27 protein-coding genes, 3 pseudogenes and 1 riboswitch are annotated in these 25,397 nt (G+C 41.7%); of the genes and pseudogenes, 8 read left to right on the top strand and 22 right to left on the bottom strand.

The window, feature by feature from the left end:
• Positions 1-111: pseudogene (locus AACW06_RS16680) on the top strand (IS982 family transposase); the annotation flags it as partial.
• Between the two features lie 44 nt (positions 112-155).
• On the opposite strand, the gene AACW06_RS16675 reads toward AACW06_RS16680, so the two are convergent.
• The 4 genes from AACW06_RS16675 to ftnA form a co-directional block, all read right to left on the bottom strand.
• The gene (locus tag AACW06_RS16675; protein ID WP_192075931.1) at positions 156-1,343 is read right to left on the bottom strand and encodes an NAD(P)/FAD-dependent oxidoreductase; all 1,188 of its coding nucleotides are present in this window, start codon (positions 1,341-1,343) and stop codon (positions 156-158) included.
• 141 nt (positions 1,344-1,484) lie between these two features.
• A complete protein-coding gene (locus tag AACW06_RS16670; RefSeq protein ID WP_192075930.1) occupies positions 1,485-2,312 on the bottom strand; it encodes an HDOD domain-containing protein in 828 nt (275 codons plus the stop codon).
• 142 nt (positions 2,313-2,454) lie between these two features.
• Positions 2,455-2,778 (bottom strand): universal stress protein UspB, encoded by a 324-nt coding sequence (gene uspB / locus AACW06_RS16665; protein WP_192075929.1) that lies wholly within the window; start codon positions 2,776-2,778, stop codon positions 2,455-2,457.
• A gap of 72 nt (positions 2,779-2,850) precedes the next feature.
• The gene (gene ftnA / locus AACW06_RS16660) at positions 2,851-3,378 is read right to left on the bottom strand and encodes a non-heme ferritin (protein WP_053309777.1); all 528 of its coding nucleotides are present in this window, start codon (positions 3,376-3,378) and stop codon (positions 2,851-2,853) included.
• 154 nt (positions 3,379-3,532) lie between these two features.
• On the opposite strand from ftnA, the gene AACW06_RS16655 reads away from it, so the two are divergent.
• Both AACW06_RS16655 and AACW06_RS16650 read left to right on the top strand, forming a co-directional pair.
• Entirely contained in the window at positions 3,533-3,958 is a 426-nt protein-coding gene (locus AACW06_RS16655) for a universal stress protein (RefSeq protein ID WP_053309778.1), read from the top strand.
• Positions 3,959-4,014: 56 nt separating this feature from the next.
• Positions 4,015-4,896, top strand: coding sequence for a carboxylate/amino acid/amine transporter (locus AACW06_RS16650; protein ID WP_192075928.1), 882 nt, complete (start codon positions 4,015-4,017; stop codon positions 4,894-4,896).
• A gap of 71 nt (positions 4,897-4,967) precedes the next feature.
• Here the strand turns inward: AACW06_RS16650 and AACW06_RS16645 are convergent, their stop codons facing one another.
• A complete protein-coding gene (locus AACW06_RS16645; protein ID WP_192075927.1) occupies positions 4,968-5,747 on the bottom strand; it encodes a class I SAM-dependent methyltransferase in 780 nt (259 codons plus the stop codon).
• A 155-nt stretch (positions 5,748-5,902) separates the two neighbouring features.
• Here AACW06_RS16645 and asnC point away from each other — a divergent pair, with 155 nt between their 5' ends.
• Complete coding sequence (gene asnC / locus AACW06_RS16640; RefSeq protein ID WP_053309781.1) at positions 5,903-6,367, top strand: transcriptional regulator AsnC; 465 nt, start codon at positions 5,903-5,905, stop codon at positions 6,365-6,367.
• 64 nt (positions 6,368-6,431) lie between these two features.
• On the opposite strand, the gene tsrA is transcribed toward asnC, so the two are convergent.
• A complete protein-coding gene (gene tsrA / locus AACW06_RS16635) occupies positions 6,432-6,713 on the bottom strand; it encodes an H-NS-like global regulator TsrA (protein WP_192075926.1) in 282 nt (93 codons plus the stop codon).
• Positions 6,714-6,801: 88 nt separating this feature from the next.
• Positions 6,802-8,004: a Bcr/CflA family efflux MFS transporter gene (locus AACW06_RS16630; protein WP_192075925.1), complete on the bottom strand. Its 1,203-nt coding sequence runs from the start codon at positions 8,002-8,004 to the stop codon at positions 6,802-6,804.
• Positions 8,005-8,119: 115 nt separating this feature from the next.
• On the opposite strand from AACW06_RS16630, the gene AACW06_RS16625 reads away from it, so the two are divergent.
• Together AACW06_RS16625 and AACW06_RS16620 are read left to right on the top strand one after the other, a co-directional pair.
• Positions 8,120-9,061 (top strand): LysR family transcriptional regulator, encoded by a 942-nt coding sequence (locus AACW06_RS16625; protein WP_192075924.1) that lies wholly within the window; start codon positions 8,120-8,122, stop codon positions 9,059-9,061.
• 118 nt (positions 9,062-9,179) lie between these two features.
• Positions 9,180-10,970: an aminopeptidase P family protein gene (locus AACW06_RS16620; protein WP_192075923.1), complete on the top strand. Its 1,791-nt coding sequence runs from the start codon at positions 9,180-9,182 to the stop codon at positions 10,968-10,970.
• 138 nt (positions 10,971-11,108) lie between these two features.
• Here the strand turns inward: AACW06_RS16620 and thiH are convergent, their stop codons facing one another.
• The 15 genes and pseudogenes from thiH to AACW06_RS16545 form a co-directional block, all read right to left on the bottom strand.
• Positions 11,109-12,221 carry a 2-iminoacetate synthase ThiH gene (thiH, locus tag AACW06_RS16615; RefSeq protein ID WP_192075922.1) on the bottom strand — a complete coding sequence of 371 codons (1,113 nt, stop codon included), beginning with the start codon at positions 12,219-12,221 and terminating at the stop codon, positions 11,109-11,111.
• Positions 12,222-12,223: 2 nt separating this feature from the next.
• Complete coding sequence (locus tag AACW06_RS16610; protein ID WP_192075921.1) at positions 12,224-12,988, bottom strand: thiazole synthase; 765 nt, start codon at positions 12,986-12,988, stop codon at positions 12,224-12,226.
• A complete protein-coding gene (gene thiS, locus AACW06_RS16605; protein ID WP_192075920.1) occupies positions 12,989-13,198 on the bottom strand; it encodes a sulfur carrier protein ThiS in 210 nt (69 codons plus the stop codon).
• Positions 13,186-13,974 (bottom strand): HesA/MoeB/ThiF family protein, encoded by a 789-nt coding sequence (locus tag AACW06_RS16600; protein ID WP_192075919.1) that lies wholly within the window; start codon positions 13,972-13,974, stop codon positions 13,186-13,188. The genes thiS and AACW06_RS16600 overlap by 13 nt, the downstream gene beginning before the upstream one ends.
• Positions 13,964-15,202, bottom strand: a complete 1,239-nt coding sequence (gene thiE / locus AACW06_RS16595; protein ID WP_192075918.1) for a thiamine phosphate synthase — start codon at positions 15,200-15,202, stop codon at positions 13,964-13,966. The genes AACW06_RS16600 and thiE overlap by 11 nt, the downstream gene beginning before the upstream one ends.
• A gap of 2 nt (positions 15,203-15,204) precedes the next feature.
• On the bottom strand, positions 15,205-17,154 hold the full coding sequence (gene thiC / locus AACW06_RS16590) for a phosphomethylpyrimidine synthase ThiC (RefSeq protein WP_192075917.1): 1,950 nt from the start codon (positions 17,152-17,154) through the stop codon (positions 15,205-15,207).
• A 110-nt stretch (positions 17,155-17,264) separates the two neighbouring features.
• Positions 17,265-17,363, bottom strand: a riboswitch (TPP riboswitch).
• A gap of 49 nt (positions 17,364-17,412) precedes the next feature.
• Positions 17,413-17,796, bottom strand: a complete 384-nt coding sequence (crcB, locus tag AACW06_RS16585; protein WP_192075916.1) for a fluoride efflux transporter CrcB — start codon at positions 17,794-17,796, stop codon at positions 17,413-17,415.
• A gap of 297 nt (positions 17,797-18,093) precedes the next feature.
• Positions 18,094-18,360 carry a DUF6444 domain-containing protein gene (locus tag AACW06_RS16580; protein WP_238336734.1) on the bottom strand — a complete coding sequence of 89 codons (267 nt, stop codon included), beginning with the start codon at positions 18,358-18,360 and terminating at the stop codon, positions 18,094-18,096.
• A 100-nt stretch (positions 18,361-18,460) separates the two neighbouring features.
• A pseudogene (locus AACW06_RS16575) lies at positions 18,461-18,733 on the bottom strand (helix-turn-helix domain-containing protein); the annotation flags it as partial.
• 171 nt (positions 18,734-18,904) lie between these two features.
• Positions 18,905-20,119: a D-mannonate dehydratase ManD gene (gene manD / locus AACW06_RS16570; RefSeq protein WP_192075915.1), complete on the bottom strand. Its 1,215-nt coding sequence runs from the start codon at positions 20,117-20,119 to the stop codon at positions 18,905-18,907.
• Between the two features lie 60 nt (positions 20,120-20,179).
• Positions 20,180-21,493: a TRAP transporter large permease gene (locus AACW06_RS16565; protein WP_202884093.1), complete on the bottom strand. Its 1,314-nt coding sequence runs from the start codon at positions 21,491-21,493 to the stop codon at positions 20,180-20,182.
• A complete protein-coding gene (locus AACW06_RS16560; protein ID WP_192075914.1) occupies positions 21,486-22,136 on the bottom strand; it encodes a TRAP transporter small permease in 651 nt (216 codons plus the stop codon). The genes AACW06_RS16565 and AACW06_RS16560 overlap by 8 nt, the downstream gene beginning before the upstream one ends.
• Positions 22,137-22,158: 22 nt before the next feature.
• A complete protein-coding gene (locus tag AACW06_RS16555; RefSeq protein WP_192075913.1) occupies positions 22,159-23,127 on the bottom strand; it encodes a C4-dicarboxylate TRAP transporter substrate-binding protein in 969 nt (322 codons plus the stop codon).
• A 29-nt stretch (positions 23,128-23,156) separates the two neighbouring features.
• Positions 23,157-23,849: a FadR/GntR family transcriptional regulator gene (locus AACW06_RS16550; protein WP_192075912.1), complete on the bottom strand. Its 693-nt coding sequence runs from the start codon at positions 23,847-23,849 to the stop codon at positions 23,157-23,159.
• Positions 23,850-24,058: 209 nt separating this feature from the next.
• Positions 24,059-24,358 (bottom strand): annotated as a pseudogene (locus AACW06_RS16545) (transposase); the annotation flags it as partial.
• A gap of 104 nt (positions 24,359-24,462) precedes the next feature.
• On the opposite strand from AACW06_RS16545, the gene AACW06_RS16540 reads away from it, so the two are divergent.
• The gene (locus tag AACW06_RS16540) at positions 24,463-24,882 is read left to right on the top strand and encodes a helix-turn-helix domain-containing protein (RefSeq protein WP_192075911.1); all 420 of its coding nucleotides are present in this window, start codon (positions 24,463-24,465) and stop codon (positions 24,880-24,882) included.
• Entirely contained in the window at positions 24,866-25,213 is a 348-nt protein-coding gene (locus AACW06_RS16535) for a transposase (protein WP_192075932.1), read from the top strand. The genes AACW06_RS16540 and AACW06_RS16535 overlap by 17 nt, the downstream gene beginning before the upstream one ends.
• Positions 25,214-25,397: the final 184 nt, after the last annotated feature.

The following is a 25,397-nucleotide window of genomic DNA, read 5'->3' as shown; positions in this document are numbered from 1 at the left end:
GGATTCATGTTGAACTTACTTGGTGGGTTAATTGCGTACTGCCTAAAACCAGAAAAGCCATCGTTGAACATAACAACCACTGAAAAATCAGGATTAATGGCGATGGCTTAAACCGATCTCAGGTTAAATACAAACTTTATTGTCTCTACACATTATTATACCCATGAGCCAGCAACAAAGCCGCTAGACCAACACCACTGGAAGTTATACCCACCTAACCAACCCGTCACATCCATCACTTCACCAATAAAATATAGGCCAGCGACAGACTTACACTCCATCGTTTTAGATGAGAGGTAATCGGTATCAACCCCACCCAAGGTCACTTCGGCCGTTCGATACCCTTCAGTACTATTCGGTAAAATCTGCCAGTTCTCCAAATAATGCGTGATAGCAAGAAGCCGATTGGGGGTAAGCTGCTTTAGTGGTTTATCTTCTAGCTCTTTACGCTCAATTAACACTTCAACTAAACGCTTTGGCAGTGCTTTGGCTAAGGTGTTTTTCAAGCTTAAATTAGGATGCTGCTCACGAGATTGAACCAATAGCTCATGCACATCTATTTCCGGCACTAAGTTAATCGTAACCTTTTGCCCAGCTTTCCAGTAAGAAGAGATTTGCAACACCGCCGGTCCAGATAAACCACGATGAGTAAACAGCAGCGCTTCTTTAAATACAGTGCCGTCTTCTGCTGTAATTTGCGTTGGAATGGCGATACCAGAAAGCTCAGTAAAATCTTCTTTGTCTTGTTTGTGTAGAGTAAACGGCACCAAACCAGCAGTGGTTGAAACAATAGGCAAGCCAAACTGCTCAGCTATTTTATAACCAAAAGGAGTGGCGCCGAGTTTTGGCATCGATAATCCCCCAGTCGCTACCACTAGCGATTGACACTCAATCGTATCCCCACTAACTTGCAGACAAAAACCGTCTTGCGTTTTTTCGATAGACTGAACATCCGTTTGGTAACGCTGCTTAACATTGGACATATCGCATTCCGCTAGCAGCATATTAACGATATCTTTAGCTGAATCGAGACAAAACAGTTGCCCGTGATCGCGCTCTTCAAAGGCAATATCGTACTTGCTCACCATTGAGATAAAATCCCAATTGGTGTACTGCGACAAAGCAGATTTAACAAAGTGTGGATTACGACATAAGTAGTTACTTGCCGAGACATCATAATTGGTAAAATTACAGCGCCCGCCACCGGAAATAAGAATTTTTCGGCCCGGCTTTTTAGCATGATCAATCACTAAAACATTTCTGCCACGCATACCTGCTTGTGCGGCACACATTAATCCTGCGGCCCCTGCGCCAATGATGACCACGTCGAACTGGTGACTCATGCTTACTACCTACTCTTTAATCAAGTACGCTTTACGTACTCAACAACAAACAAAAAGGATGTACTGCGTGAGCGTACATCCTTAAACATTGTGGCTATTCTAGCGCCTAATTGAATGAAGACAAGATCAACAAACCACCGCTTAACATTTCATCAATTGCTCCGCGAGATCTCGACCCCGGCCTCGCACGCTATCCACCGTTTCTGCAAAGCTCGCTGATATAGATAAAATGCGAGAATCAGAATGCTCAGCCAAGAAGGTAAGTTTTTCTTTTTCAGTGAGAATATCCCATTGGTAATGAATATCTCGAGCAAAATGCAGTACACGAGCTAATTTTGGTGACAACAATGCTTTGTCTGGTTGAGCTGAAAAGGCAATAGCATCGACCATTTCATCAGGAAACTTCCACGCCTTGGCTAACTTAGCACCAAGCACATTTGCGTCAGTATGGATAATATGGCGCTGTGCTTCGATTTCATCTTCTCCCGATTCAACACACTCACGTATTTTTAGTGCTTCTTTAGGCACCAAAGAGTGGATCATCAACAAGCCTATATTGTGTAATATCCCAATGGTGAAAGTGCTGTTTGCATCTAATTTTGTTGCAGAACCCAACTTACTGGTGATAAGCGCAATCTCAAACGTGTCGGCCCAATATTGAGTTAAATCGAGCGTATTAATTTTAGGAAAGGCACTGGATAATACTGAGGCGATAACCATGGTTCGTACTGAACCACTGCCAACTCGAATCACCGCATCGTTGATCGATGCCACGGTACGGCTTCCACCAAAATGCGCAGAATTAGCCAAGCGCAGTAGCCGCGCACTTAATACTTGTTCCATTGAAATCTTACGTGTCAGTTCACCAAACTCAACGTCATTTTGGTTAACCATCTCAAGCAGTTCTTGCAATATTTGTCGTAGACGAGGTAACTCGTTTAAACGACAAAATAAGGCTTGTTCTTCCATTGAATCCATCCTTTTATCATCGTTTAAAGGATAGTTGGAGTGCTTTTATAATGCTAAACAATGACGAATAAATTTAGCTGCACAGCATTTGAATTAGGCACGATAAAGTAAAGGAGCAATTTCGCTCCTTTTACCCTAATAACTAAACGATACAAGCAACAAAGGTAGTTACCGCTAATAATGAAATAGACAGAATAAAGAGTTCCCTTACTCGATCACATTTGCCTGTAAAGATTGGATCATGATGATGGTGATAGTCTTTACTTTTTATATAATGGAAAAGACGAACCTGTTTAGTGACATTACCATGCGTGGTAAAAAAGCCGCCTCCATCTACTTGCTGGTAAAGCAACGGATGAGCTTCACGCATGATATAAATAAGAGAACGCAGTGCTGTAAAATAACGAGCAAGGTTTATCCCTGTTACAAGCATCAACGCTAATAAAATTGTATCTCCAGTGATCATCTTTTCCTCCCTACACCTTTGTATGGAGAACCCGAAGAAAAAGACGACCGCTTCTAAGTCTTTTTGCTGAAATTACACAGCTTGGGCATCCATTACAGAAGATGAGCCTGCTTTTGCCATTGCCGCTAGGTCTTTGTCGATGAAGAACAGTGCTTTTCCATCATCACCAACCAACTCTAGCTTATCTAAAATCCCTTTAAACAACTTCTCTTCTTCGTGCTGTTCAGACACGTACCACTGAAGGAAGTTAAATGTTGAGTAATCTTGAGATGTAAATGCCGAATGAGCCAGTTTGTTAATCTGTTGAGTAATCATCTGCTCATGTTCATAAGTTTCGCTAAATACCTCTCCGAGGCTTGCAAAATCATGTTTCGGCGCTGCGATCGCTCCAAGGATAGGCAGTGCTCCTGTCTCACTCACATACGTGAAGAGACGTTGCATGTGTTGCATTTCTTCTACAGCGTGAACGCGTAAAAACTCTGCTGCACCTTCAAATCCTTTGTCTTCACACCAAGCACTCATTTGTAAGTATAGATTGGATGAAAAAAATTCGAGATTAATTTGCTCATTCAATTGTTCAACCATAGCTTGTGACAGCATTGACGACTCCTAATTTCTCTTATGATTTGAATTAACTATACCATGAACTCCACCATAACACTTTGTACTCGGTATATGGATATGAGATCACTGCGACAAAAAACTCTCAACCTCGATGCTAATCTTTATATAAAACCCATCAGGAGATAGCACTATGAGTTATCAACATATTTTAGTTGCAATTGATCTTTCAGAAGACAGCAAACTATTGATAGATAAAGCCGTAGCATTAGCAAAACCCCTTGAAGCCGAGATTTCTTTTATCCACATTGATGTCAATTATGCCGAATTATATACCGGACTTATCGATATCAATTTAGCAGAAACTCAGCACCAATCGATGGAATCATCTCAAAAACAACTGCAAGCTTTGGCAAATTACGCACAGTACCCAATTAGACATACCTTAGTCGGCAGCGGTGATTTAAGTAATGAACTGTGCGAAACGATCAATGAATTTAGCATTGATTTGGTTGTTTGCGGTCACCACCAAGATTTTTGGAGTAAATTACTGTCGTCTACTCGTCAGTTAATTAACTGCTCACCAGTAGATATGTTGGTCGTGCCACTTCACGACTGACGGCAAGCTAAAACTCAGTTAGACTGCAGAGCATTAATTAATCATCGTTATGTATCATGACCTATTTATCTGCAGTTACCCTACTTTGGGCATTTTCTTTTAGCCTGATTGGCGTTTACCTAGCTGGTCAGGTTGACTCTTGGTTCTCGGTTTGGATGCGAGTGGCACTAGCAAGCCTTTTATTCCTGCCATTTATTAAATTTAAATCTATCCCCATTCGATTGATCCTAAAACTGATGGTAATTGGCGGAATTCAGCTTGGACTGATGTATTGCTTCTATTATCAGTCCTTTTTACTGCTATCAGTACCAGAAGTACTGTTATTTACCGTTTTTACGCCTATTTATGTCACGCTGATTTACGATTTACTCAAAGGACATTTTTCTCCCTGGTATTTAGTGACAGCTGCCATTGCCGTTGTAGGCGCAGTATTTATCAAATTTGCCGGGATAAATGATAACTTCTTAACGGGCTTCTTTGTGGTACAAGGTGCCAACCTGTGTTTTGCCATCGGTCAAGTCGCATACAAATACATGATGGAAAAACAGCAAGTCACGCTGTCGCAGCATACCGTGTTTGGTTATTTCTATTTAGGTGCATTAGTGGTGGCAAGTATTGCTTTTTTGTTGTTTGGTAACAGTGATAAGTTGCCAACCACATCGCTACAATGGGGCATTTTGGTTTACTTGGGGTTAATCGCGTCTGGGCTTGGTTATTTTGCTTGGAACAAAGGCGCTTGTCTGGTTAATGCCGGCGCACTTGCGATCATGAACAATGCTCTAGTTCCTGCGGGCTTGGTAGTGAATATTATGATTTGGAACCGAGATGTTGACCTGATGCGCCTTGGTATTGGTGGCTCGATTGTCTTACTTTCCTTATGGGTCAATGAAACATGGGTTAAACGCAAAGTCATGGCCCAAAGTAAAACGACCAATTAAGTGATGCCATATAAAATGACAGCGCCCACGAAAATGTAGGCGCTGTTTTTCATTATTAAGCAATCTTTTTACTAACACATTGCCGCTTTAACATAGACATCAAATCGGTTCTTTTTCGTTTCGATTGCCATACTCGGCTTTTGATTATCTAACCAATTAGCATAATCTGGACGCTTAACCACAACCCGCTTGCTCGCCAAACTCAACGCGGGTGCTAATAAAGCATCGGCATCGAGATCTGCGCCTACCAATGACTGAAAAACCCGCATCTCTTTTTTAACTAATGCCGTTTGCTTTTTGTTTTCCGGATGAGGATACATTGGATCAAGATAGACAACATCTGGCTTTTCAAAACGAGGATCTTGCGCCAACTTATCAAGGGCATCATGACTTGAAGCATGAAGCAAAGTCATTCTTTCTCCAACCCAAGATCCAATCTCAGGATCAAGCTTTGCTCTTTCTAAGCCATCATCGAGCAATGCAGCAACCACGGGATGGCGTTCAACCATTTGTACTTTACAGCCCAAGGAAGCCAGTACAAACGCATCACGCCCTAACCCTGCAGTTCCATCCAAAATATTAGGAGTGACACCTTTATTCAGCCCAGCCGCTTTTGCGATGGATTGACCTTTCCCCCCGCCAAACTTACGACGATGCGCCACCGCGCCACTGACTAAGTCGACATAAATGGCCCCTAACTTAGGCTCATCCAACTTACGTAGCTCAAGTCGATACTCGGTTAACACCAACGCAAATTGACTCGTTTGACTATGTTCAAGCCCCCAGCGATGAGCTAAGTCATCCAAACGTGGCTGCTGTGTAGGTGCTTCGCAAATCAGTTGTAGCTGCAAGTTGACTCCAAAAACAGAGATAATAATCAGAAACCTGAGTTTAACTAATTTTGCTGGATGTGACTAAAGCTAATAACTAATCTCAGACCATGACTTACGAGAAACCATGGTGAGTGGTAGACTCAAATTGCTGTATCACTATAAGGACTTTTGCCATGCATGCCACAGCCGCGAAGCTTGATGATCTCGACCGAGCGATTTTAAAAATTTTAATGGAAGATGCACGTACGCCTTATGCCGAGATGGCGAAACAGTTCAATGTTAGCCCTGCAACTATCCATGTGCGTATCGAAAAAATGAAGTCAGCCGATATTATTCAAGGCACAGAAGTTGTCGTGAATACCAAAAAACTAGGCTATGACGTCTGTTGCTTCATTGGCATTAATTTAAATGCAGCGCGAGACTATCACTCAGCTTTAGAAAAACTGAATGCATTAGACGAGGTGGTAGAAGCTTATTACACCACTGGCGCTTACAACATCTTTGTTAAGTTGATGTGTCGTTCTATTGAAGAATTACAGTTTGTCCTTATCGATAAATTACAAGCGATTGATGAAGTACAATCAACTGAAACACTTATTTCATTGCAAAACCCAATTAACCGTAACGTGAATCCATAATTTGCGCATAAATAAAAAGCCCGAGAATATATTCTCGGGCCACAATATCTACTTTATAGATTAGTTATTTATTCAGGTAATTTAGAAGTTCTTCTGCTGAAATACCTTGTTTTGCCAATTCTTTTGCCATGATTTCCACTTGCTCACCTTTACGAGATTCTATCACGCGTTGAAACTGGAACACTAAATCACGTAGAACTGGTAGTGGTACTTGTTTTGCGGCGCTGCGAATACGCTCACTACTTTGGTTGCCTAATTCATTAAGCAATTTACCGAACATGACCTTTTCTGGCGACTCATCGAGCTGTTCCCAAATACGAGCCATTTTATAGGTTGTCATTGACATTGTTGTTTCGCTTCCAAAGTGCAATTGAAATAATTAAGTGCCCAAATATACACTCGTTAAAACGATTATAGAATAGCATAAACCGATTTTATTGCTGCACCGCTATTTGATGCCAGTATCGCCCTGCTTTTGACAACAGAATCAATAGTGCTGGAGCGATTATCCACATATGAAACGCAATTAACACCTGAGGTTCAAACCCAGCTCGCTGTAGCGAGCCTACTAATAACCCAGCCCCACTCATTTGAAATAGTCCAAGCAATGCAGCCGCGGTTCCTGCTTTGTCGCCAAATGGAGCTAGCGCTTTTCCTGCTGCCGCTCCCAAAATCCAGGCAAATCCAATAGACGAAATAAAGATAGGTAACATAAAGGCGAAGGCAGTTTGTTGCTGTGCCAGTACAAGCATTATTGTTCCGGCGATCAGTAATATACTAATGCCAACCACTAACGTTTTATGAGTACCAAATTTATCCATAAATTGAGGTGCTGTTAAACATGCAACAATATTGATGATGGCATTCATTCCAAACCAAAAAGTGAACTCGTTCATGGTTAAACCGTAGCCCTCCATCAACACCACAGGAGCAGAGGTTACGTAAGCAAGAATAACCGCCATGGCTAACATACATAAAGAGGCATGGAATAGGAAAGAAGGTGTTTTCAATACCGACCAGTAACGCGAAAGCTTAAAGAATGCTTGCTTCTCTGTCGTTTCAGGATTGGTTTCTTTCATGCCTATCAGCATCATTGAGCCAACAACCACAGCAAAACCAGCCATAAAGCTAAAATTACTGCGCCAGCCGAACTGTTGAGTCAACCAACTTCCAAGAATTGGTGCCAATGCAGGAATGAAACAGATCGCCCCATTTAAGTAGCTGATCATTTTACCACTGCGTTCTGGTCCAAAAATATCGCGAACTGTTGCAAAGGCTGCCACCGATGTTGCACAAGCACCGAAGCCTTGTAGCAGCCGAGCCATCAGCATCCACTCAATACTTTGAGCTGCCCACGCCAAGCAAGCACTCAATGCATAGATACTGATACCTCCCAATGCAACAGTTCGACGACCGAGTTTATCCGCCAAGGGGCCCGCAAATAATTGCCCGATACCCATGGCGAATAGAAACCAAGTGATCGTATCTTGTGCATAAGCGTGTTCCACGTGAAATGTTTGTGAAATTAACGGTAAAGCAGGCAGATAAATATCAATCGCCAAAGGGCTGAACAATACCAACAAAACCAGTAATGTCAGCTGGCGCTTACTGCTTGCACCAGATGTTATTTGTTTCACGAAACACTCCAATATAAAGAAAGAACAACTTTGAGAACTAATACATAGTAACGCAATGATGATATGAGCAGAAATGGCATATAATCATCCTAATTATTCCTAATTGGAAAAACAGATGAATATTGAGAAGCTATCTCGCATCGATCTCAATTTACTGGTTTGTTTAACCGTTCTGTTAGAAGAGCTGAGTGTCACACGCGCTGCACATCGTCTCTGTTTGAGTCAGTCAGCCGTGAGCAAATCACTGGCCAAACTGCGTCAACAATTCGATGATCCGCTATTTATTCGCAACTCTCATGGTCTAAAGGCAACGCCTCAAGCTTTATTCTTGAAACCCAAGTTAGATATCTTAATTAATCAGCTTGAAATCATTACTCAGCCGCAGGAATTTTCGCCTCAAACCAGTGAATATCGTTTTCAAATAGCTGCAGTAGAAAGTGTTTATCCACTGATTCTGCCACACTTTTTACCAGTAATTTTTAACCAAGGACCTAATTTAAATATCAATACCCATTCTTGGGATGATCAAACATTCAAAAAACTACAGCTAGGAGAAATCGACTTAGGTATCACTGGCAAAGATATCGATATTAATGATGCCAAGCTAACTATGCTGCCCCCCAGTGACATCTGCGAGCAAGAGATTTACCGAGACAACCAAATGTGTGTGGTGAGAAAAGATCACCCTGCTTTACGTAAGAATTGGACGCTAGAAAGCTACCTTGCGCTGCGTCATGTACAAGTACGATGTGATGGTAATGACCGCTGGCTGCTCGATTACCGTCTGGCAGATATTGGCAAAGAGCGTGATATCGCAATTACGGTTCCAGACTTCAACAGCGCCGCCAGTTTGTGTACCTATACTGATTTCATTTTCACAGCGCCAAGTCATTTTACCCATCTAGTCGCGCAACAAATGGATCTGGTTGTTCTTCCCTTACCCATGGAGTTCCCACCCATGGCTTATACGCTTTTTTGGCACAGAGACAGAGAAAATGACCCCGCATTAAGCTGGTTAAGGCAGATGATCCAAACCAAAACCTTACACCTTAGATAATTATTATTTTGAAATTTGCGCGAGTCAGATAAAAAGAGTAGCTTATTTGCACTCGTCCACTCAGTAATGATGTACTGAGATTCATACAACGGACTGTTATAAAAAGGATATAACACAGATGCATAATTCGATCGCAGAACGTGTTTCAGCTTTACGTGGCTGGTTAACACAACAAGGGCTTGATGCTGTCATTATTCCTCATGAAGATGAATATCTTGGGGAGTATGTACCACAACATAATGAACGTTTACATTGGATAACTGGCTTTACTGGTTCAGCGGGTGCTGCCGTGATCACCCAAGATAAAGCCGCTATTTTTGTTGATGGTCGCTATACCGTTCAAGTTCGCAAACAAGTGCCGGAAAGCACATTTGAATATCGACACTTGATTGAAGAGCCCTTTCTCGATTGGCTACAAGAAACACTTGCTACAGGTAGCAAGGTTGGTTTTGACCCACGCATGCATCGTGCGAATTGGCTTAAAGCTGCACAAAGAAAATTGGATGGTGAGCTACAACTGGTAGCGACATCAACCAACCCTGTCGATCAGTTATGGACGGATCGTCCCGAGGCCTTAGTTTCACCTGTACGCCTTATGAGTGATGAGTTTGTTGGTCAAAATAGTCAAAGTAAACGTAGCTTGATTGCGCAACAACTCATGAAAAAGAAAGCCGATGCGGCAATACTCACCGAATTAGATTCGATTTGCTGGCTATTGAACATTCGTGGTCTCGATGTATCACGTTTACCAGTTCTGCTTTCTCACGCCATTATTCATGTTGACGCTAGTGTCGATTTTTTTCTTGATCCATCACGTATTCCAAGCGAATTTACCCAGCATGTAGGCGCAGATGTTCGAGTCCACCATCCTGATCAACTAGAAGCGCAACTTCGTATATTGAGTGATCAGAAAGTTATTGTAGACTCAGCAACCAGCAACGCTTGGTTTACGCTAGTTCTACAAAATTCAGGAGTTGAGATAATTGATGACGCTGACCCATGTTTATTGCCTAAAGCGGCCAAGAACGCCACCGAAGTTGCAGGGATGAAAGCTTGCCACGTACGCGATGGCGCTGCGATGGCTAAGTTTCTCGCATGGCTAGATAACGAAGTCGCCAATCAAAGACTCCATGACGAAGGTTTTCTCTCTGATCGTTTACAAGCATTTCGAGAAGAAGACGCTTCATTAGCAGACCTTAGTTTCGATACTATTTCCGCCGCTGGTAGCAATGCAGCGATGTGTCACTACAACCACATCAACCAAGCGACTCCAGGGCAACTCGCTTTAAACTCTCTCTACCTTGTCGATTCTGGTGGTCAATATACTGATGGCACAACGGATATCACACGTACTATCGCCATTGGTCAACCTAGTGATGAGATGATTCAGCAATTCACGTTGGTATTAAAAGGGCACATCGCGCTAGCACGAGCTCGCTTCCCTAAAGGTACATGTGGCCATCAGCTAGATGTACTTGCTCGTCAACATTTGTGGGCTAATGGTTATGATTATGATCATGGTACTGGTCATGGTGTCGGTCACTTCCTCAGTGTACATGAAGGCCCACAACGCATTAGTAAAGTGTTTAACAATGTCGCATTGCTCCCGGGTATGGTGCTTTCAAATGAACCTGGTTATTATCGAGCAGACGCCTTTGGCATTCGAATTGAGAACCTGGAATTAGTTGTCGAAGTGGAAACCAAAGGTGATTTCAGCGTGTTAGGGTTTGAATCATTAACTCGTTGTCCAATAGACAAGCGTGCAATTAATGTTGATATGCTAACTCGCCCAGAGCTAGCATGGTTGAACGATTATCACCAAAAAGTATGGCAACAAGTTAGCCCATTGGTGGAAGGTGAAACTAAAGAATGGTTACGCCAAGCAACCTCTGCAATTAAACATGATTGATATTTAAATTTCTGTCACATGTTCAACTCAATATGTTTTATCCATTAAAAAGGCGACCAGCTCTGGTCGCCTTCTAAATTGTGATATAGATATTTACCGAATATAACGAGTATCTACTCTGATGTTTCACGTGAAACATTACCCCGAATAGACACTATGCCAATCCTTCCACACAGCTTGCAAACCATGATTTTTTACAGCGAATTCGACTTCATGTGCAGTACGATCATCGCTAATTGTAAATTGTTCTAACTCAACATCTTTCATCGCATAACCTCCAGGTTGAGTCTTTGATGCAGCAGAAATACTGGTAATTCCCAGAGGAATGACACTATCTCGAAAATGAGCTGATTCTCGAGTAGATAGAGAGAGTTCAACTTGCGAATTGAATAATCTAAATGCACAAATCAACTGGACCAACTGCTTATCAGACATTTCAGATTTAGGCTGTAATGAACCTTCACATGGACGCAAACGCGGAAAAGAAATGGAATAGCGGGTTTGCCAATAGGTTTTTTCTAAGTAATCCAGATGAGCAGCAACATAAAAACAATCAGTTCTCCAATCTTCTAAGCCAATTAACGCGCCGATACCTATTTTGTCTATTCCAGCCCTAGCCAGTCGATCTGGTGTCTCAAGTCGGAAATTGAAATCCATCTTATTACCTCTTAAATGGTGTGAAGCATAAGTGGAAGGATGATACGTTTCTTGGTAGACCATCACCGCATCAAGGCCAAGTGTTTTAAGCTCCTCATAATGTACTTGCTGAAGCGGTTGAACCTCCATCGCTACATAACTAAACTCACTTTTGATCACAGGTAGTATCTGACGAAAATACTCTACCCCGACTTTAGTTTCATGCTCACCCGTTACCAATAACACACTATCAAACTTCATCTTTTTGATGGCTGCAATTTCACCTTCTACCTCTTGCCTATTCAAAGTACACCGTTTGATTCGGTTTTCCATTGAAAAGCCACAATAGGTACAAGCATTGGCACACAGGTTAGATAAATAAAGTGGGATATAAAACGAGATCGTATTACCAAATCGTTGACGTGTTAATGAATAAGAATTCTGCGCCATTTGCTCTATATAAGGTTCAGCCGCTGGAGAAATCAGAGCTTTAAAGTCTTCCAAATTAAGCTTATCTTTTGCTAGAGTCCGCTCTACATCTCGTGCCGTTTTAGTTCGGATCGATAAACTAATATCATCCCAATCTAACTGCTTAAAACGTTCCAAAAAACTCATGACTACTCATCCAGAAAAGCGGTAAAAGGGCTGGAGGCAACCGCATGCCAAGATTGAGTTGCTAAGCCTGATTCATAGGCCATTCGTCCTGATTCTATCGCCATTTTAAAAGCCATTGCCATGCTAATAGGGTCACGTGCAGTTGCTATTGCGGTGTTAACCAGCACTGCATCAGCCCCCATTTCCATAGCACGTGACGCATGTGAAGGCGCACCAATGCCAGCATCGATAATGACAGGGACTTTGGCTTGGTCAATAATAATTTCCAAGAAATCTTTTGAAACTAAGCCTTTATTCGAACCGATTGGAGCCCCCAAAGGCATCACAGCAGCACACCCTACCTCTTCTAATCTCTTACACAACACAGGGTCAGCATGGCAATACGGTAGAACAGTGAACCCCTCTTTTACTAGTTGCGCTGCTGCTTTTAATGTCTCAATTGGATCAGGCATTAAGTACTTAGGATCGGGGTGAATTTCTAATTTTAACCAGTTGGTTGCTAATGCCTCACGAGCTAAGTGGGCAGCAAAAACTGCATCCTTAGCACTTTTTGCGCCTGAAGTATTAGGTAACAAATGGATATTAGATTCGATAAGTGGCGCTAAAATATCATCATTCGTATCGTTCAAATCAACACGCTTTAAAGCCATAGTTGCCATTTGTGAACCTGATTGAGCAAGCGCTCGCGCCATTACATCACGATTGGCAAACTTACCAGTTCCAGTAAACAAACGAGAGCTAAACTCTCTACCAGCTATTGTTAACATTTAGCCTCCTGCAATAGCTTGAAACAGTGAAATTGTGTCTCCATCACAGAGCAAGGTAGTAGCCCATTCCCTACGTGGAATGACATTTGGTCCAATGGCAAAAACACTTCCAGAGGTCGATATGGCCAGCAAAGTAACAATATCCAATAGGCTTGAACCATGACTGACTTGATGCGGTTGATTATTGATCGTTATCGTTATATCGGACATTTTTGTTCCTCACCTATGTTATCTGCTACTGGCAAACAACAAACATCACAATGCAAATCTTTAGGGACGTTGAATGTTTGAAATTGAAAGGTTTGGCCATCAAACACTGTCATTTGATTAGCTTGGTAATCAGGCTGTTTTGTTAGAAGCTTGATTGTTTGAAGCGCTTGAAGCGCTCCTATCACTCCAACCACAGGACCAATGACACCAAGTTCGTCACAACGCTGTGTTGCTGGTAGCTCGTCATCTGGAACCAAACATCGATAACAGGGAGATGGTGGTAAGTGATCAAACGTAATTATTTGCCCTTGCCAACCAATCGCCGCCCCAGTGATCAAAGGCTTATTTGCTTTGCGGCATACTTGATTAATGATATGACGACTTTCAATATTATCAGTACAGTCTAAAACCACATCCGCGAGTAAAATTTCTAGTTGTAACTGTTTATCAAAAATACGCTTTGTTATTGGCCTAACTCGACAATCCTTGTTGATAGCTGCTATCTGTTCAGCCATAGCTCTTACTTTTGATTTACCAATTTGATTTTCTCGGTAGATCACTTGGCGATGTAAATTGCTACTTTCTAAAATATCATCATCAACAATCACAAATTGTCCAATACCCGCTGCCGCTAAATATAAAACAGCCGCCGAGCCCAAACCACCACCCCCAATAATAAGCACTTTACTGGTTAACAAAGTATGTTGGCCATGTTCACCAATTTGAGTAAGCGAAAGTTGCCTCCGGTAACGAAGAAACTGGGCATCAGAAAGCATGGGGCCCCCTTATCTCAGCACGCAAATTCAACTCAGAAAGTTGCATAATGGAATTGAAACTTTGGATAGCTACTCTAGTGTTTCTCGCCTCAGTTACCGCTCGAACCACAGCCAGACTTGATACGCCACATTGCCAAACTTGCGCTGCGTTATTAAGATCAATCCCACCAATAGCTACCGTTGGTATGGAATTTCCCTCTGTGAAATTAGCCAAATCATCTATTAACTGTTGGTAGAGTTTAAGTCTGACTAATCCTTGTGGTTTAGATGGCATTTGTTTGGTTGTCGTTGGAAATATATGACCTAAAGCGATGTAACTTGGCTTAAGTTGAGCAACTCGTAGAAGCTCATAGTAACCATGAGTAGAAAGACCTAAGCAAAGTCCAGCTTTTGCAATTTGCTCAAGGTCAGCTATTTCAATATCTTCCTGCCCTAAATGGACACCAAAAGCTTGGTGTTTAATCGCAAGTTGCCAATGATCATTAATAAAAACTTGAGCACCATATCTTTGGCCAAGCTTGATAGCCTTGATGATATTTAGTTCAAGGTCTGGATGCTCTATGTTTTTCATTCGCAGTTGAATGATTTTTACACCCATTTTAAGCAAGCACTCAATCCAATCGACACTATCGACAACGGGATATAGCCCCAAGTTGTCTTTATGCATAACCGGGAAAGCTAGATCATCATTGGTCGCAAGGAAACCTTGTTTAATAGTCGGCTTTGGGAAATAGCTAATTTCTGTGGGCCATGTTTCACGTGAAACATTCATTGCAGCACGAGCCAGTACCAAAGCATCTTCAAGTGGGAAATCAAGAGACAGCAAGGCTAAAACCCAAGCGAAATGAGTAATACCAGAATTAGATAACTCTAATGAGCGAGAGTAATGCAGAGAACACAGCTCTTGGTCTTTGTACCATTGGTCTTTCGACTCAAGAGGACCCAGTGATCCAAGAGCAAGTTGAATGACATTCTTTACTGCATAGCATGAAGAAGGAATCGCTGATTGATACTGAAAGAACAAATTACAGCCAGAAACAGAAACATCTTGTGACGACATCAAACAGTCACTATCAATAGTCCACTCATCAAGTTGGCAGCACGTTGTTGGGCTCACACCTAATGTTATATCTTTAATATCAAAGCCTTGCTGCTGAGCCAGCAGCAAAATGCGTTGGATATCTCCGGTTAAAGCAATATCTTGCCGAGGAATTAATAACAGAGTCATAGCTACTCCTCACTGCACACAGTCTGCTTATTCACCGCTGGATGATATAGTTCGGAACCTGCCGCCTTAAACTCGTGCGATTTTTTTCGCATACCTTCTAAAGGATCATCCAATAATTTCACAGAAATCTTTGCATCAGCAGCAACTTGCTCACTATCTTTAGCATATTCTCGCACTTCTTGAGAGATCTTCATCGAACAGAATTTTGGGCCACACATTGAGCAAAAATGCGCTACTTTTCCTGATTCCTGAGGTAAGGTTTCATCATGGAAAGCACGAGCTGTAACAGGATCTAGCGCAAGGTTAAATTGGTCCTCCCAACGAAATTCGAAACGGGCTTTTGATAAAGCATTATCACGAATTTGAGCGCCAGGATGGCCCTTAGCAAGATCAGCAGCATGCGCGGCTAATTTATAAGTAATTAAGCCGGTTTTTACATCTTCTTTATTTGGCAAACCTAAATGCTCTTTAGGCGTGACATAGCAGAGCATCGCGCAGCCGTACCAACCAATCATTGCCGCCCCAATACCGGAAGTGATGTGATCGTAACCTGGTGCAATATCCGTTGTAAGTGGGCCTAGAGTATAGAATGGAGCTTCGTGGCAGTGCTTAAGCTGCTCATCCATATTTTCCTTAATCATATGCATTGGAATATGACCAGGCCCCTCAATGATGACTTGAACATCATGTTCCCAAGCAATTTTGGTCAGCTCACCTAAGGTTCGAAGCTCAGCAAATTGTGCTTCATCATTTGCATCGGCAATTGAGCCAGGGCGAAGTCCATCACCTAAAGATAATGCGACGTCATACTTTGAACAGATTTCGCAAATTTCTCGGAAATTCGTGTAAAGAAAGCTTTCGGTATGATGAGCCAAGCACCACTTCGCAATGATTGAACCTCCACGAGAAACAATACCAGTGACACGTTTGGCCGTCATAGGAACATAGCGCAATAACAACCCAGCATGGATAGTAAAGTAATCAACCCCCTGCTCTGCTTGTTCAATAAGCGTATCGCGCATCACTTCCCATGTCAGATCCTCAGCGACACCATTTACTTTCTCAAGAGCTTGATACATAGGAACGGTGCCAATTGGTACCGGACTATTGCGTAAAATCCATTCTCGTGTCTCATGGATATTTCTCCCCGTAGAAAGATCCATCACCGTATCGCCACCCCAGCGAGTCGTCCACACTAATTTTTCCACCTCTTCTTCAATAGAAGAAGAAACCGATGAGTTACCTATATTAGCATTTACTTTTACTAAAAAGTTACGGCCAATAATCATCGGCTCTGATTCTGGGTGATTAATATTAGCTGGGATAATTGCACGCCCCTGAGCCACTTCTTGGCGGACAAATTCAGGCGTTATTTCTCGTGGAAGGTTAGCACCAAAGCTCTGACCTGGATGCTGTTGGTTAAGTTGTTCATCAGCAAACTTTTGCCGCCCCATATTTTCGCGAATAGCGATGTATTCCATTTCAGGAGTAATAATACCTTGTCGTGCGTAATGCAACTGAGTGACTCGTCTGCCGTGCTTTGCACGACGAACAGAAGGTAAATTACCATAACGTAATTGGTCTAACGTTTCGTCAGTTAAACGTTGTTTTGCATAAACAGAACTAACGCCTTGAAGCAACTCGGTATCTTCTCTCTCTGCTATCCAGCGCTCTCTTAGCTTCGGAAGACCTTGGTATAAATCGATGGTGTGGGATGGGTCAGTATAGACACCCGATGTATCATAAACACACACAGGGTCATTGGGCTGATAAACAGGGTCTGCTTTAGTCCCTCCAACTAAGCTATCAGCAAGTCTAATTTCTCTCATTGGGACACGAATATCAGCGCGTGAACCATCGATATAGACTTTGGTTGAATTAGGGTAAGGCTCGACAGATAGAGTGTCGATAAATTGTTTGGCTTCTAGTCTCGCTTGTTTGCGACTCGACATAGCATTTTCCTTCATTGTTTTAGGGATAAATGCTTGGCGGATTGATACACAAGAGTCGATCAAAATAAAATTTTGATCTGAGGATGATATAACTAGATAGATCACTAGCAAGATTATCTTCTCTTGTTCCCTTCGCAGGTATTAGCCTGATCAGGTTCAACGGATCCCGAAAATACGGTCTCAGCCTTATGGCACTCCGACAAGTGAAATCATTATAAAGAAAGCAGATTAATTAACCAAGGTGAAACATCAATTCAGTTAACTTTTGTTCAACAATTGAAAGCCAATCCAAGCAACAGAAATACTCAAAACGACATTCAATAGAATGTTAAGGCCCATTTTAAAGAAAGCGCCTTGCTGCATTAAAAGAACGTTATCCATAGAGAAAGTGGAAAATGTCGTTAGCGCTCCTAAAAATCCTAAACCAATAATTTGTCGCCACGGTTCAGTAGCAAGTAACTCACTCTCAAATGCCGCGATCAATAACCCCATAATAAATGAGCCGACAACGTTTACCACTAGTGTGCCATAAGGAAAACCTCGCCCGAGAAGAACTACACACAACTCGGAGATTAAATAACGAGAGCAAGCACCAAACGCCCCACCCAATGCGATAAAGCCTAATATAGACAATTGACCCATAATAATCTCCTTAGAACTACAGTCGCTATTCTAACCGCTAAAGAGGAGAAATCGACCTACAAATATAAAAAGTGGTTATACAGAGTACAAATCACCAAGTACTTTTTAAAAGTTACATACGTCACTTATGTAAATGAAATCGGATGAAGTGCAAGAAAAACCACATACAGTCAAGAACAACATGAACCTGATGGCGATAAAAAGGTTTATCACTCATCTTAAGGCTCGTATCGCCACAACAAGAACAGGTACTCTCTGGATAACATTCAACAACGGTATCAGAGGTATCAGATGGTTTTAATTCTGAGAGTTGTCGTTTGTGCCCTGAGTGACCCTGTTTAGCTCCTCTCGGATTGCGACCACTAGAGCTTTGAGCTTTTTTCTTTCAGCCCGCTCTTTAGGCCCATCGGATGATGGTGATTTGGATGAATTAGCGCTGCTAGTTTTGAGCTTGTCCTCATAGTGGCGCAACAGCTCCCAGAGCTCAACAACCAGCGCATTTGCTTCATTGATATCTGAGGCCTCGGGCGGCGAAGATGAGAATTTAGATTTTTTCTTTTTCATGCGTTAAGCATGACGGCTAGAAATGAACACTCAATTAGGAATGTTGGATCAATTGCGTTAACTCACACTTTATTGTCAATGGTCCGCTGGTGAACGCTTACAGTTTCATGGTTTGCCCAACAGAAAGTCGGCTTTGGCTACCACCATTTTCAGGCTTAAGTTTTTCAGAGAGAACATAATCACTGAGATGACGAGCTACGGTTGATTCGTGAATGCGAAGAGCTTGAGAAATCATCGCCTGACTCCAACCTTCAGACTCAAGTAAAACCGCTTTGATGCGGTCACGCACTCGACCATCACGAGTTGAATCGTGCATCTCTCCGAGTTGTTGTTTCTGTTGAGGAGTCAGTATTATTTTTATGGTGCATAGCATGATCCTGATTTTATGAGGAATCAAGCATCTTCAATGATTACAGGTATAGCTGGTTCCTTGCGATTATTCTCTCTTAGTCGAAAGAGCTGATCGCAGAACCAGCTTTTAGTTCACTTCTACTTTTATCCCGAGTTCAAGTTAGTTAATAAGTTTGAAAACATGGCCTGCGAATTACCAGTTCCAAAGTGTTCCATCTGCTAGCCTTGCAATAGGCAAGTTTGCGGGTTGATAGGCATACTTAGCGGCTTCTTTCTCATCAAATTCGATTCCTAGACCTGGTTTAGAACTTGGGTGCATGTATCCATTATCGAACGTCCAATTTGGCTTGAAGACAGACAACATTTTCTCGGAATACCCCATAAATTCTTGAACACCGAAGTTAGGCACCCACATATCCAAGTGCAATCCAGCCGCCATACCAATAGGGGAAATATCGGATGGCCCATGAGAACCCGTACGAACTTGATACATTGAAGCGAAATCGGCAATTCGCCTCATATGTGTTATCCCGCCAGCGTGCGTTACCGTACAGCGAATATAATCAATCAATTGCTCTTCTATTAACTGCTTGCAGTCCCATATGCTATTAAATACTTCTCCGACAGCAATCGGGGTGGTTGTGTGCTGGCGAATCAGCCTAAATGCTTCTTGGTTTTCGGCCGGTGTTGGATCTTCCATCCAGAACAACCGATAATCTTCAATGCTTTTGCCTAAACGTCCAGCTTCAATAGGCGTCAATCTATGGTGAACATCGTGTAAAATATGCTCGTCAAACCCAAACGAATTTCGAATCGCATCAAACATTTTTGGTGCAAAATCTAAATACTTTTCTGTAGACCATGATTCCACGTTAGGAAAAATACCTTTGGATGCAGGTTCATAGGCCTCGCCTTGGTTCTTACTGATTCCGTAACTGCTATCAATACCAGGAACCTTGGATTGAACGCGAATGGCTTTGAACCCCATTTCCTTGTGCTTTGCGTAATCATCAATCAGCTCGTCAACGCTGTGTCCCGTCGCATGACAGTAAACCATCACTCCTTCTCGAGAAGCCCCACCAAGCAAATCATAGACAGGTAATCCTGCAACCTTGCCTTTTATGTCCCAAAGCGCCATATCGATAGCCGCGATAGCCGTCATCGTTACCGGCCCTCTACGCCAATAAGCACCTTTGTAAAAAGTTTGCCAAATATCTTCGATTCTGGCTGGGTTAGCACCAATTAACTGCGGACATAGGTGGTCTCTTAAATATGATGCGACAGAAAGTTCTCGACCATTTAGTGTCGCGTCGCCAATACCTGTCACTCCATCATCTGTAGTGATTTTTAAAGTAACAAAGTTACGATCTGGACACGTGACGAATACGTCAGCCTTAATAATTTTCATTATTAATCCTCAAATATATTTTCATTACCAACTATTCGTTGGCAATGGGATTACAATTAATTAGTTGTATATGTAGTTAGGAAGAAATAACACCAAATCTGGAAATATTACCAGCACAACTAGAAGAATGAATATTGCTATTAAAAAAGGTATTGATTCCTTTATATAATCTTTCGTGGGACAGTCTAATATAGAACACGCTGTAAACATGGCAACACCTACCGGTGGCGTCATTCCACCTAGAGTGACGATAGTCATCATTAATATACCAAAATGAACAGGGTCAACACCCACTCCTTGCACAATTGGTAGAAATATTGGTGTTAATAGCAGAACATTTACAGTCGCTTCCATAAACATACCAACCATTGCCAAAAACAGCAGAATAACAACGAGTAAGAAATATTTATTAGTGGTGATACTTAATATTTCCTTAGACATAGATTGAGGTATTTGATTATCCACAACAATAAAACCAAAAACACCTGAGAATGAAATAATAAGCATTATTACTGCATTATCTACAACCGTCTGCTTTAATACATCTACAATTTTTTTCCAAGTAAGCTCTTTATATACGAATAATCCAATACAGAGTGCATAAAAGACAGCAAACGAACCAGCTTCAGACGGTGTGAAAATACCAAACCGAATGGTTACTATCAATAACACTGGAAAAAGTATTGCCCAAAAACACTGTCTGAATGTTTTTATTACTTTTGACGTCGGTGACCTAAATTCTTGTTCTCGTTTATATCCTCTTTTATTAGCGATTATACTGACTGCCACCATTAAAAAGAAGGTCATTAAGATACCCGGAACAATACCCGCCAAAAACAGACGCCCGATGGAGACTTCACCAACGAATCCATAAAGTATCAACCCAATACTTGGTGGAATAGTGGCAGTAATTAGCCCACTAAGTCCTATTGATGCTGCGACAAAACCTTTAGAGTATTTTTTCTCAAGCATCGCAGGGCCAAGAATTTTGGATTGCATGGCCACATCCGCAACAGCCGAACCAGACACTCCGCCCATGATAGCACTAAGTAGCACAGTTACGTGCGCTAATCCACCCGCCATATGCGCCGTAATTGTAGAACAAAAAGCAATGAGCCTTTGAGTTATACCCGCAGCATTCATCAAGTTGCCAGCGAACACAAAGAAAGGAACCGCTAATAAAGCCGGATTTTGCGACGCAAGAACCATTTTTTGAACAGGTATAATGAAGGAAGAACGACCATCCACTATAAAGAACAACACACTCGCTATTGAAATGGCGAACGCTAATGGCATTCTTAGCACCAAAAACACAACAAAACTAATCAGTAACACGCCCATTGGTGAGGCTAGAAATAAAAATATTTCACTCATGGGGCTCTCCTTTATTCTTAAACATGCAGAACAACTCGGTGCGGATCATTAATAAACATCCAATGGGTACGGAAGCAATCAAATACGAATAACTGATTGGTTTAATCGTCGTATCAAAATCAACCGTCATATAAGCGATCAATAGTGACACTATGGCGATAATCGCTAGACTCATATATGTGACCTTGCTTTTTGATTTCGCTTGTATGTAATCAAATAACAGGGCAAAAACAACCAGCACACCAAACAGTATAAAAATATTACTTTCGCTAAGCTTTAATGAGTCAAACTCTCTTCGGCTTCGCTCTGTTAAAAACCAACCAAAATATGAAATAAAGGAGAGGAAAGCGATAATAGCTACAGACCATAACTTAGCTATCCACTTCCTATATACGTTAGGCAACATTTCTTCAAAAAATTCAACGCCAATGTGCCTGCCATTATTCAATGCTAAATCGCTTCCTAAGAAAACAACCCAGCCAAACAATAGCTTACTTAAATCATTCATCCATGACTGGGGGATGCCGACAACACGCAACAGAGCCGCAAAGAAGACTAGAAAAACAATTAAAAAAAGACAAATGCAAGCAATATTCTCTTCCCACTTTAATATTTTTCCATTTACCAGTTTGAAAAACTTCATATTATCTAGCCTTCTTATATTTCTATTTAAGAGCGTCTTGAATTTGTTTATATTCAGACTCGTATCCTAGTTTTTTGAATACCGTCTGTGCATTCTTTATAAAAGGCGTTTTATCTACAGGAACGAACTTAACATTGTAATCTTCTTGCATGATTCTTTTATATTCGGCTATCTGACTATTCGTTAAATCAGACGCATAAGCCCCTGCATTTACCGCTTCTTCGCTGAGAATTGTTTGGTATTCTTCTGGCAAATTGTTGAACCACTCTTCGCTTGTCACAAGTGCGGTCATTAGTTGAAAATGTTCTGTCTCTGCAACATATTTAACGGTCTCCTGTAGACTCGCCGCAATCGTAGCTGGAAGCTGAGCTTCAAAACCATCTACGGTGCCCTGTTGCATCGCGGGATAAGTTTCTGCCCATGGAAGAGCTGTAGGGGTAGCACCCAGTGCCTTCACTGACTCAGACCATACTGCAGAACCTGGCGTCCTAATTAGTAATCCCTTTAAATCTTCCGGTGTATTAACTTCTTTGTTTGTCATGAAACTGCGACTACCTTGGAACCAATTGAATGACAAGATATGCAAGCCTTCTTTTTCCAATTGTTTTTCCCATTTCTTAAACAGATCGGTTTCAACTATTTTCTTCATCTCTTCATAGTTTTTGGCCGCATACGCTACCCCAATAACACCGATCTCTTTGGAAAAGACGCTCAATCGGCCACTGTCCGTTATCGCAGCAACATTCTCTCCGAACATCGCTTGCTCTTGAATATCTTCCATCGAACCTAATTGACCACTAGGATATACTTCGATTTTAAGATGGCCTTCTGTGCGTTTTTCCACCGCTTCTTTAAAGAATTGACTTCCCGCAAACATGGGATCTTTCTCGCCCACAGACATAGATATCTTCAAAGTATAATCTTTAGCAGCCACAGAAAATGGCATTGCAGCTATTAACAGTGGTACACATAGTTTCGTTTTGATATTCATAGTATTACCTTATTTTTAGGGGTGAATTCTCACTCTGTGATTTCACTTATTACGTTTAGGATATGCTCTCGCATACGTGAGTACGCTTGTTCGGCATCACCTGTTTTTATTGCCTCATAAATTATTTTGTGGTCATTGACCCACTTTCCTCTTGCCGCTGGCTCATCGGCCAATTGGTCCATTCTCATCCACATATCACCTTCCATATGTTGCGACATTAGTTCTCGATAGAATTTAATAAGAATAGGGCTATTGCAGGCATTATTAATGGCTTTATGGAATTGTCTATCTGCATCTACCGACGTTTGCTGTCTAAGTTTTTCTTGCGAAAAATACATAGATGATTCCATCATTCGCACGCAACGTGATAACTCTTCAACAAGTTCTTCACCACCATTTACTGCTGCTCTCTTTGCAATTTCAGGCTCTATGAGTAACCGTGCATCTAAAATTTCAAACGGGGTTGCTTCCGGTGGTTTACCTACGCTCATCAGTGGTTCTTTACGAACAATAAAAACGCCTGCACCCTTTCTGATATCAGCAATTCCTAGCATCTCTAAATAGACCATCGCTTCCCGAATTACGCTACGGCTAACCCCAAGTTGTTCTGCTAATTTCCTTTCTGGAAGTATGCATTCACCGACTTTGAGTTCGCCATTCGACACTTGATCTACAATCCCATTGGCGATTTTGATGTACAACCGCTTAGATTCACTGCTCATCTTGTTTGTCCTCATTCTATTTGGTTAATGTAAATTAATTTTGCACGCACAGCTACGATCAAGATCTCAGTACAATAAATTATATTGACCAGACCAATTTATCTTTAACTATATATTAGATACTGCTCATAATCTCTGATTTGTTAGAAATAAGCTTTATGAGAACAACATACCCTAAGGTCTGTTGATCTTTGCTGTACACATTTTACTCAGCAATACATCGGCAGCCACATTATAGTAAACGCCAGTGATACCATACTGGCATAATTTATTGCTAACTTATCATATCTCGTTGATATTGCTCGGAAGTGTTTAATCCTCGTGAAAGCATTCTCAACCAAATGTCGATACTTGTAGAGACACCAATCTATACTTTCTTTGTCGATATCTTGTCCATAATTTCGCTTCGGTATAATGCTTTCACCACCTTTAGAGTCAACATATGCTCTTAAAGCGTCGCTGTCATAGCCTTTATCAGCGATAAATACGTTCACCTCCTTAAGGTGGTCATACCAATCACACTAATTTTATGATCTAATGTCAGCTTCAATAGGAGTTAATATGACGCCCCCCTGCCTTCCCAAAACTTATTCGTGAAACATCTGATGCTAGGATGCGTACGAGACTTCTTGCTATATTTCATTTCGTAGATGGAAAAAGCCGCACTCAGATCGCCAAATATTTAAAAATCAGTCGTACCAGTGTCAATAACTGGGTGGCGACTTCTTTGAAGAACGGTGTTGAAGGCTTGGTAGAAAAGCAGCATACAGGCCGTCCTCCACAACTGACTGAAGACCAGCTATTTCAGTTAAAGCTGTACATAACTTCCAATGCGATTAAGCCTGAAGGTGGAAGACTACAGGGAACAGATATTATTGAATTCATACATAAGGAATTTGGCCTATCGTACAGCTTATCAGGTATCTATAAAATATTGAGAAAGCTTGATTTAGTTTGGATAACAACGCGTTCAAAGCACCCAAAGCAATCTGTAGAAGCGCAAGAAGCTTTTCCCAATAGAAACGATCCTTAAGATCCCAGGATATGTTGCTTTAAAAGATGTTCAAATCTGGTTTCAAGATGAATCCAGATTTGGCCAGCGCAACACAACCCCCCGAATATGGGCAGAAAAAGGGACTCGCCCCAGAGCGGTACAACAACAGCAATTTGAGTATGCGTACCTATTTGGCGCAGTGTGCGTGAATACCGGAAAAACTGAAGCTATTGTTGTTCCGATGAGCAATATGGAAGCAATGAAAGAGCAACTCAGGCTCATTTCTCAATCAACACCCACAGACAAACATGCTGTCGTCATCATGGATCAAGCCAGTTTGCATCAAAGTTATACCAATCACAGTAAATAAGTGATCAGAAATAGCGCAGGAAAAAGGCTTGAGAACAAGGCGGAATTTTTAGATAAGTAACCTGAACTCGGGATAAAAAAGAAGGGAACTAAAAGCTGGTTCTGCGATCAGATCTTTCGACCAAGAGAGAACAATCGCAAAGGAACCAGCTATGCATAAACTAGTAGACTTATTTTGCCATGTC

The organism is Vibrio sp. S12_S33, from assembly GCF_963889785.1.
GTDB lineage: Bacteria > Pseudomonadota > Gammaproteobacteria > Enterobacterales > Vibrionaceae > Vibrio > Vibrio aestuarianus.
This window is presented reverse-complemented; position numbering and strand designations above follow the sequence as displayed.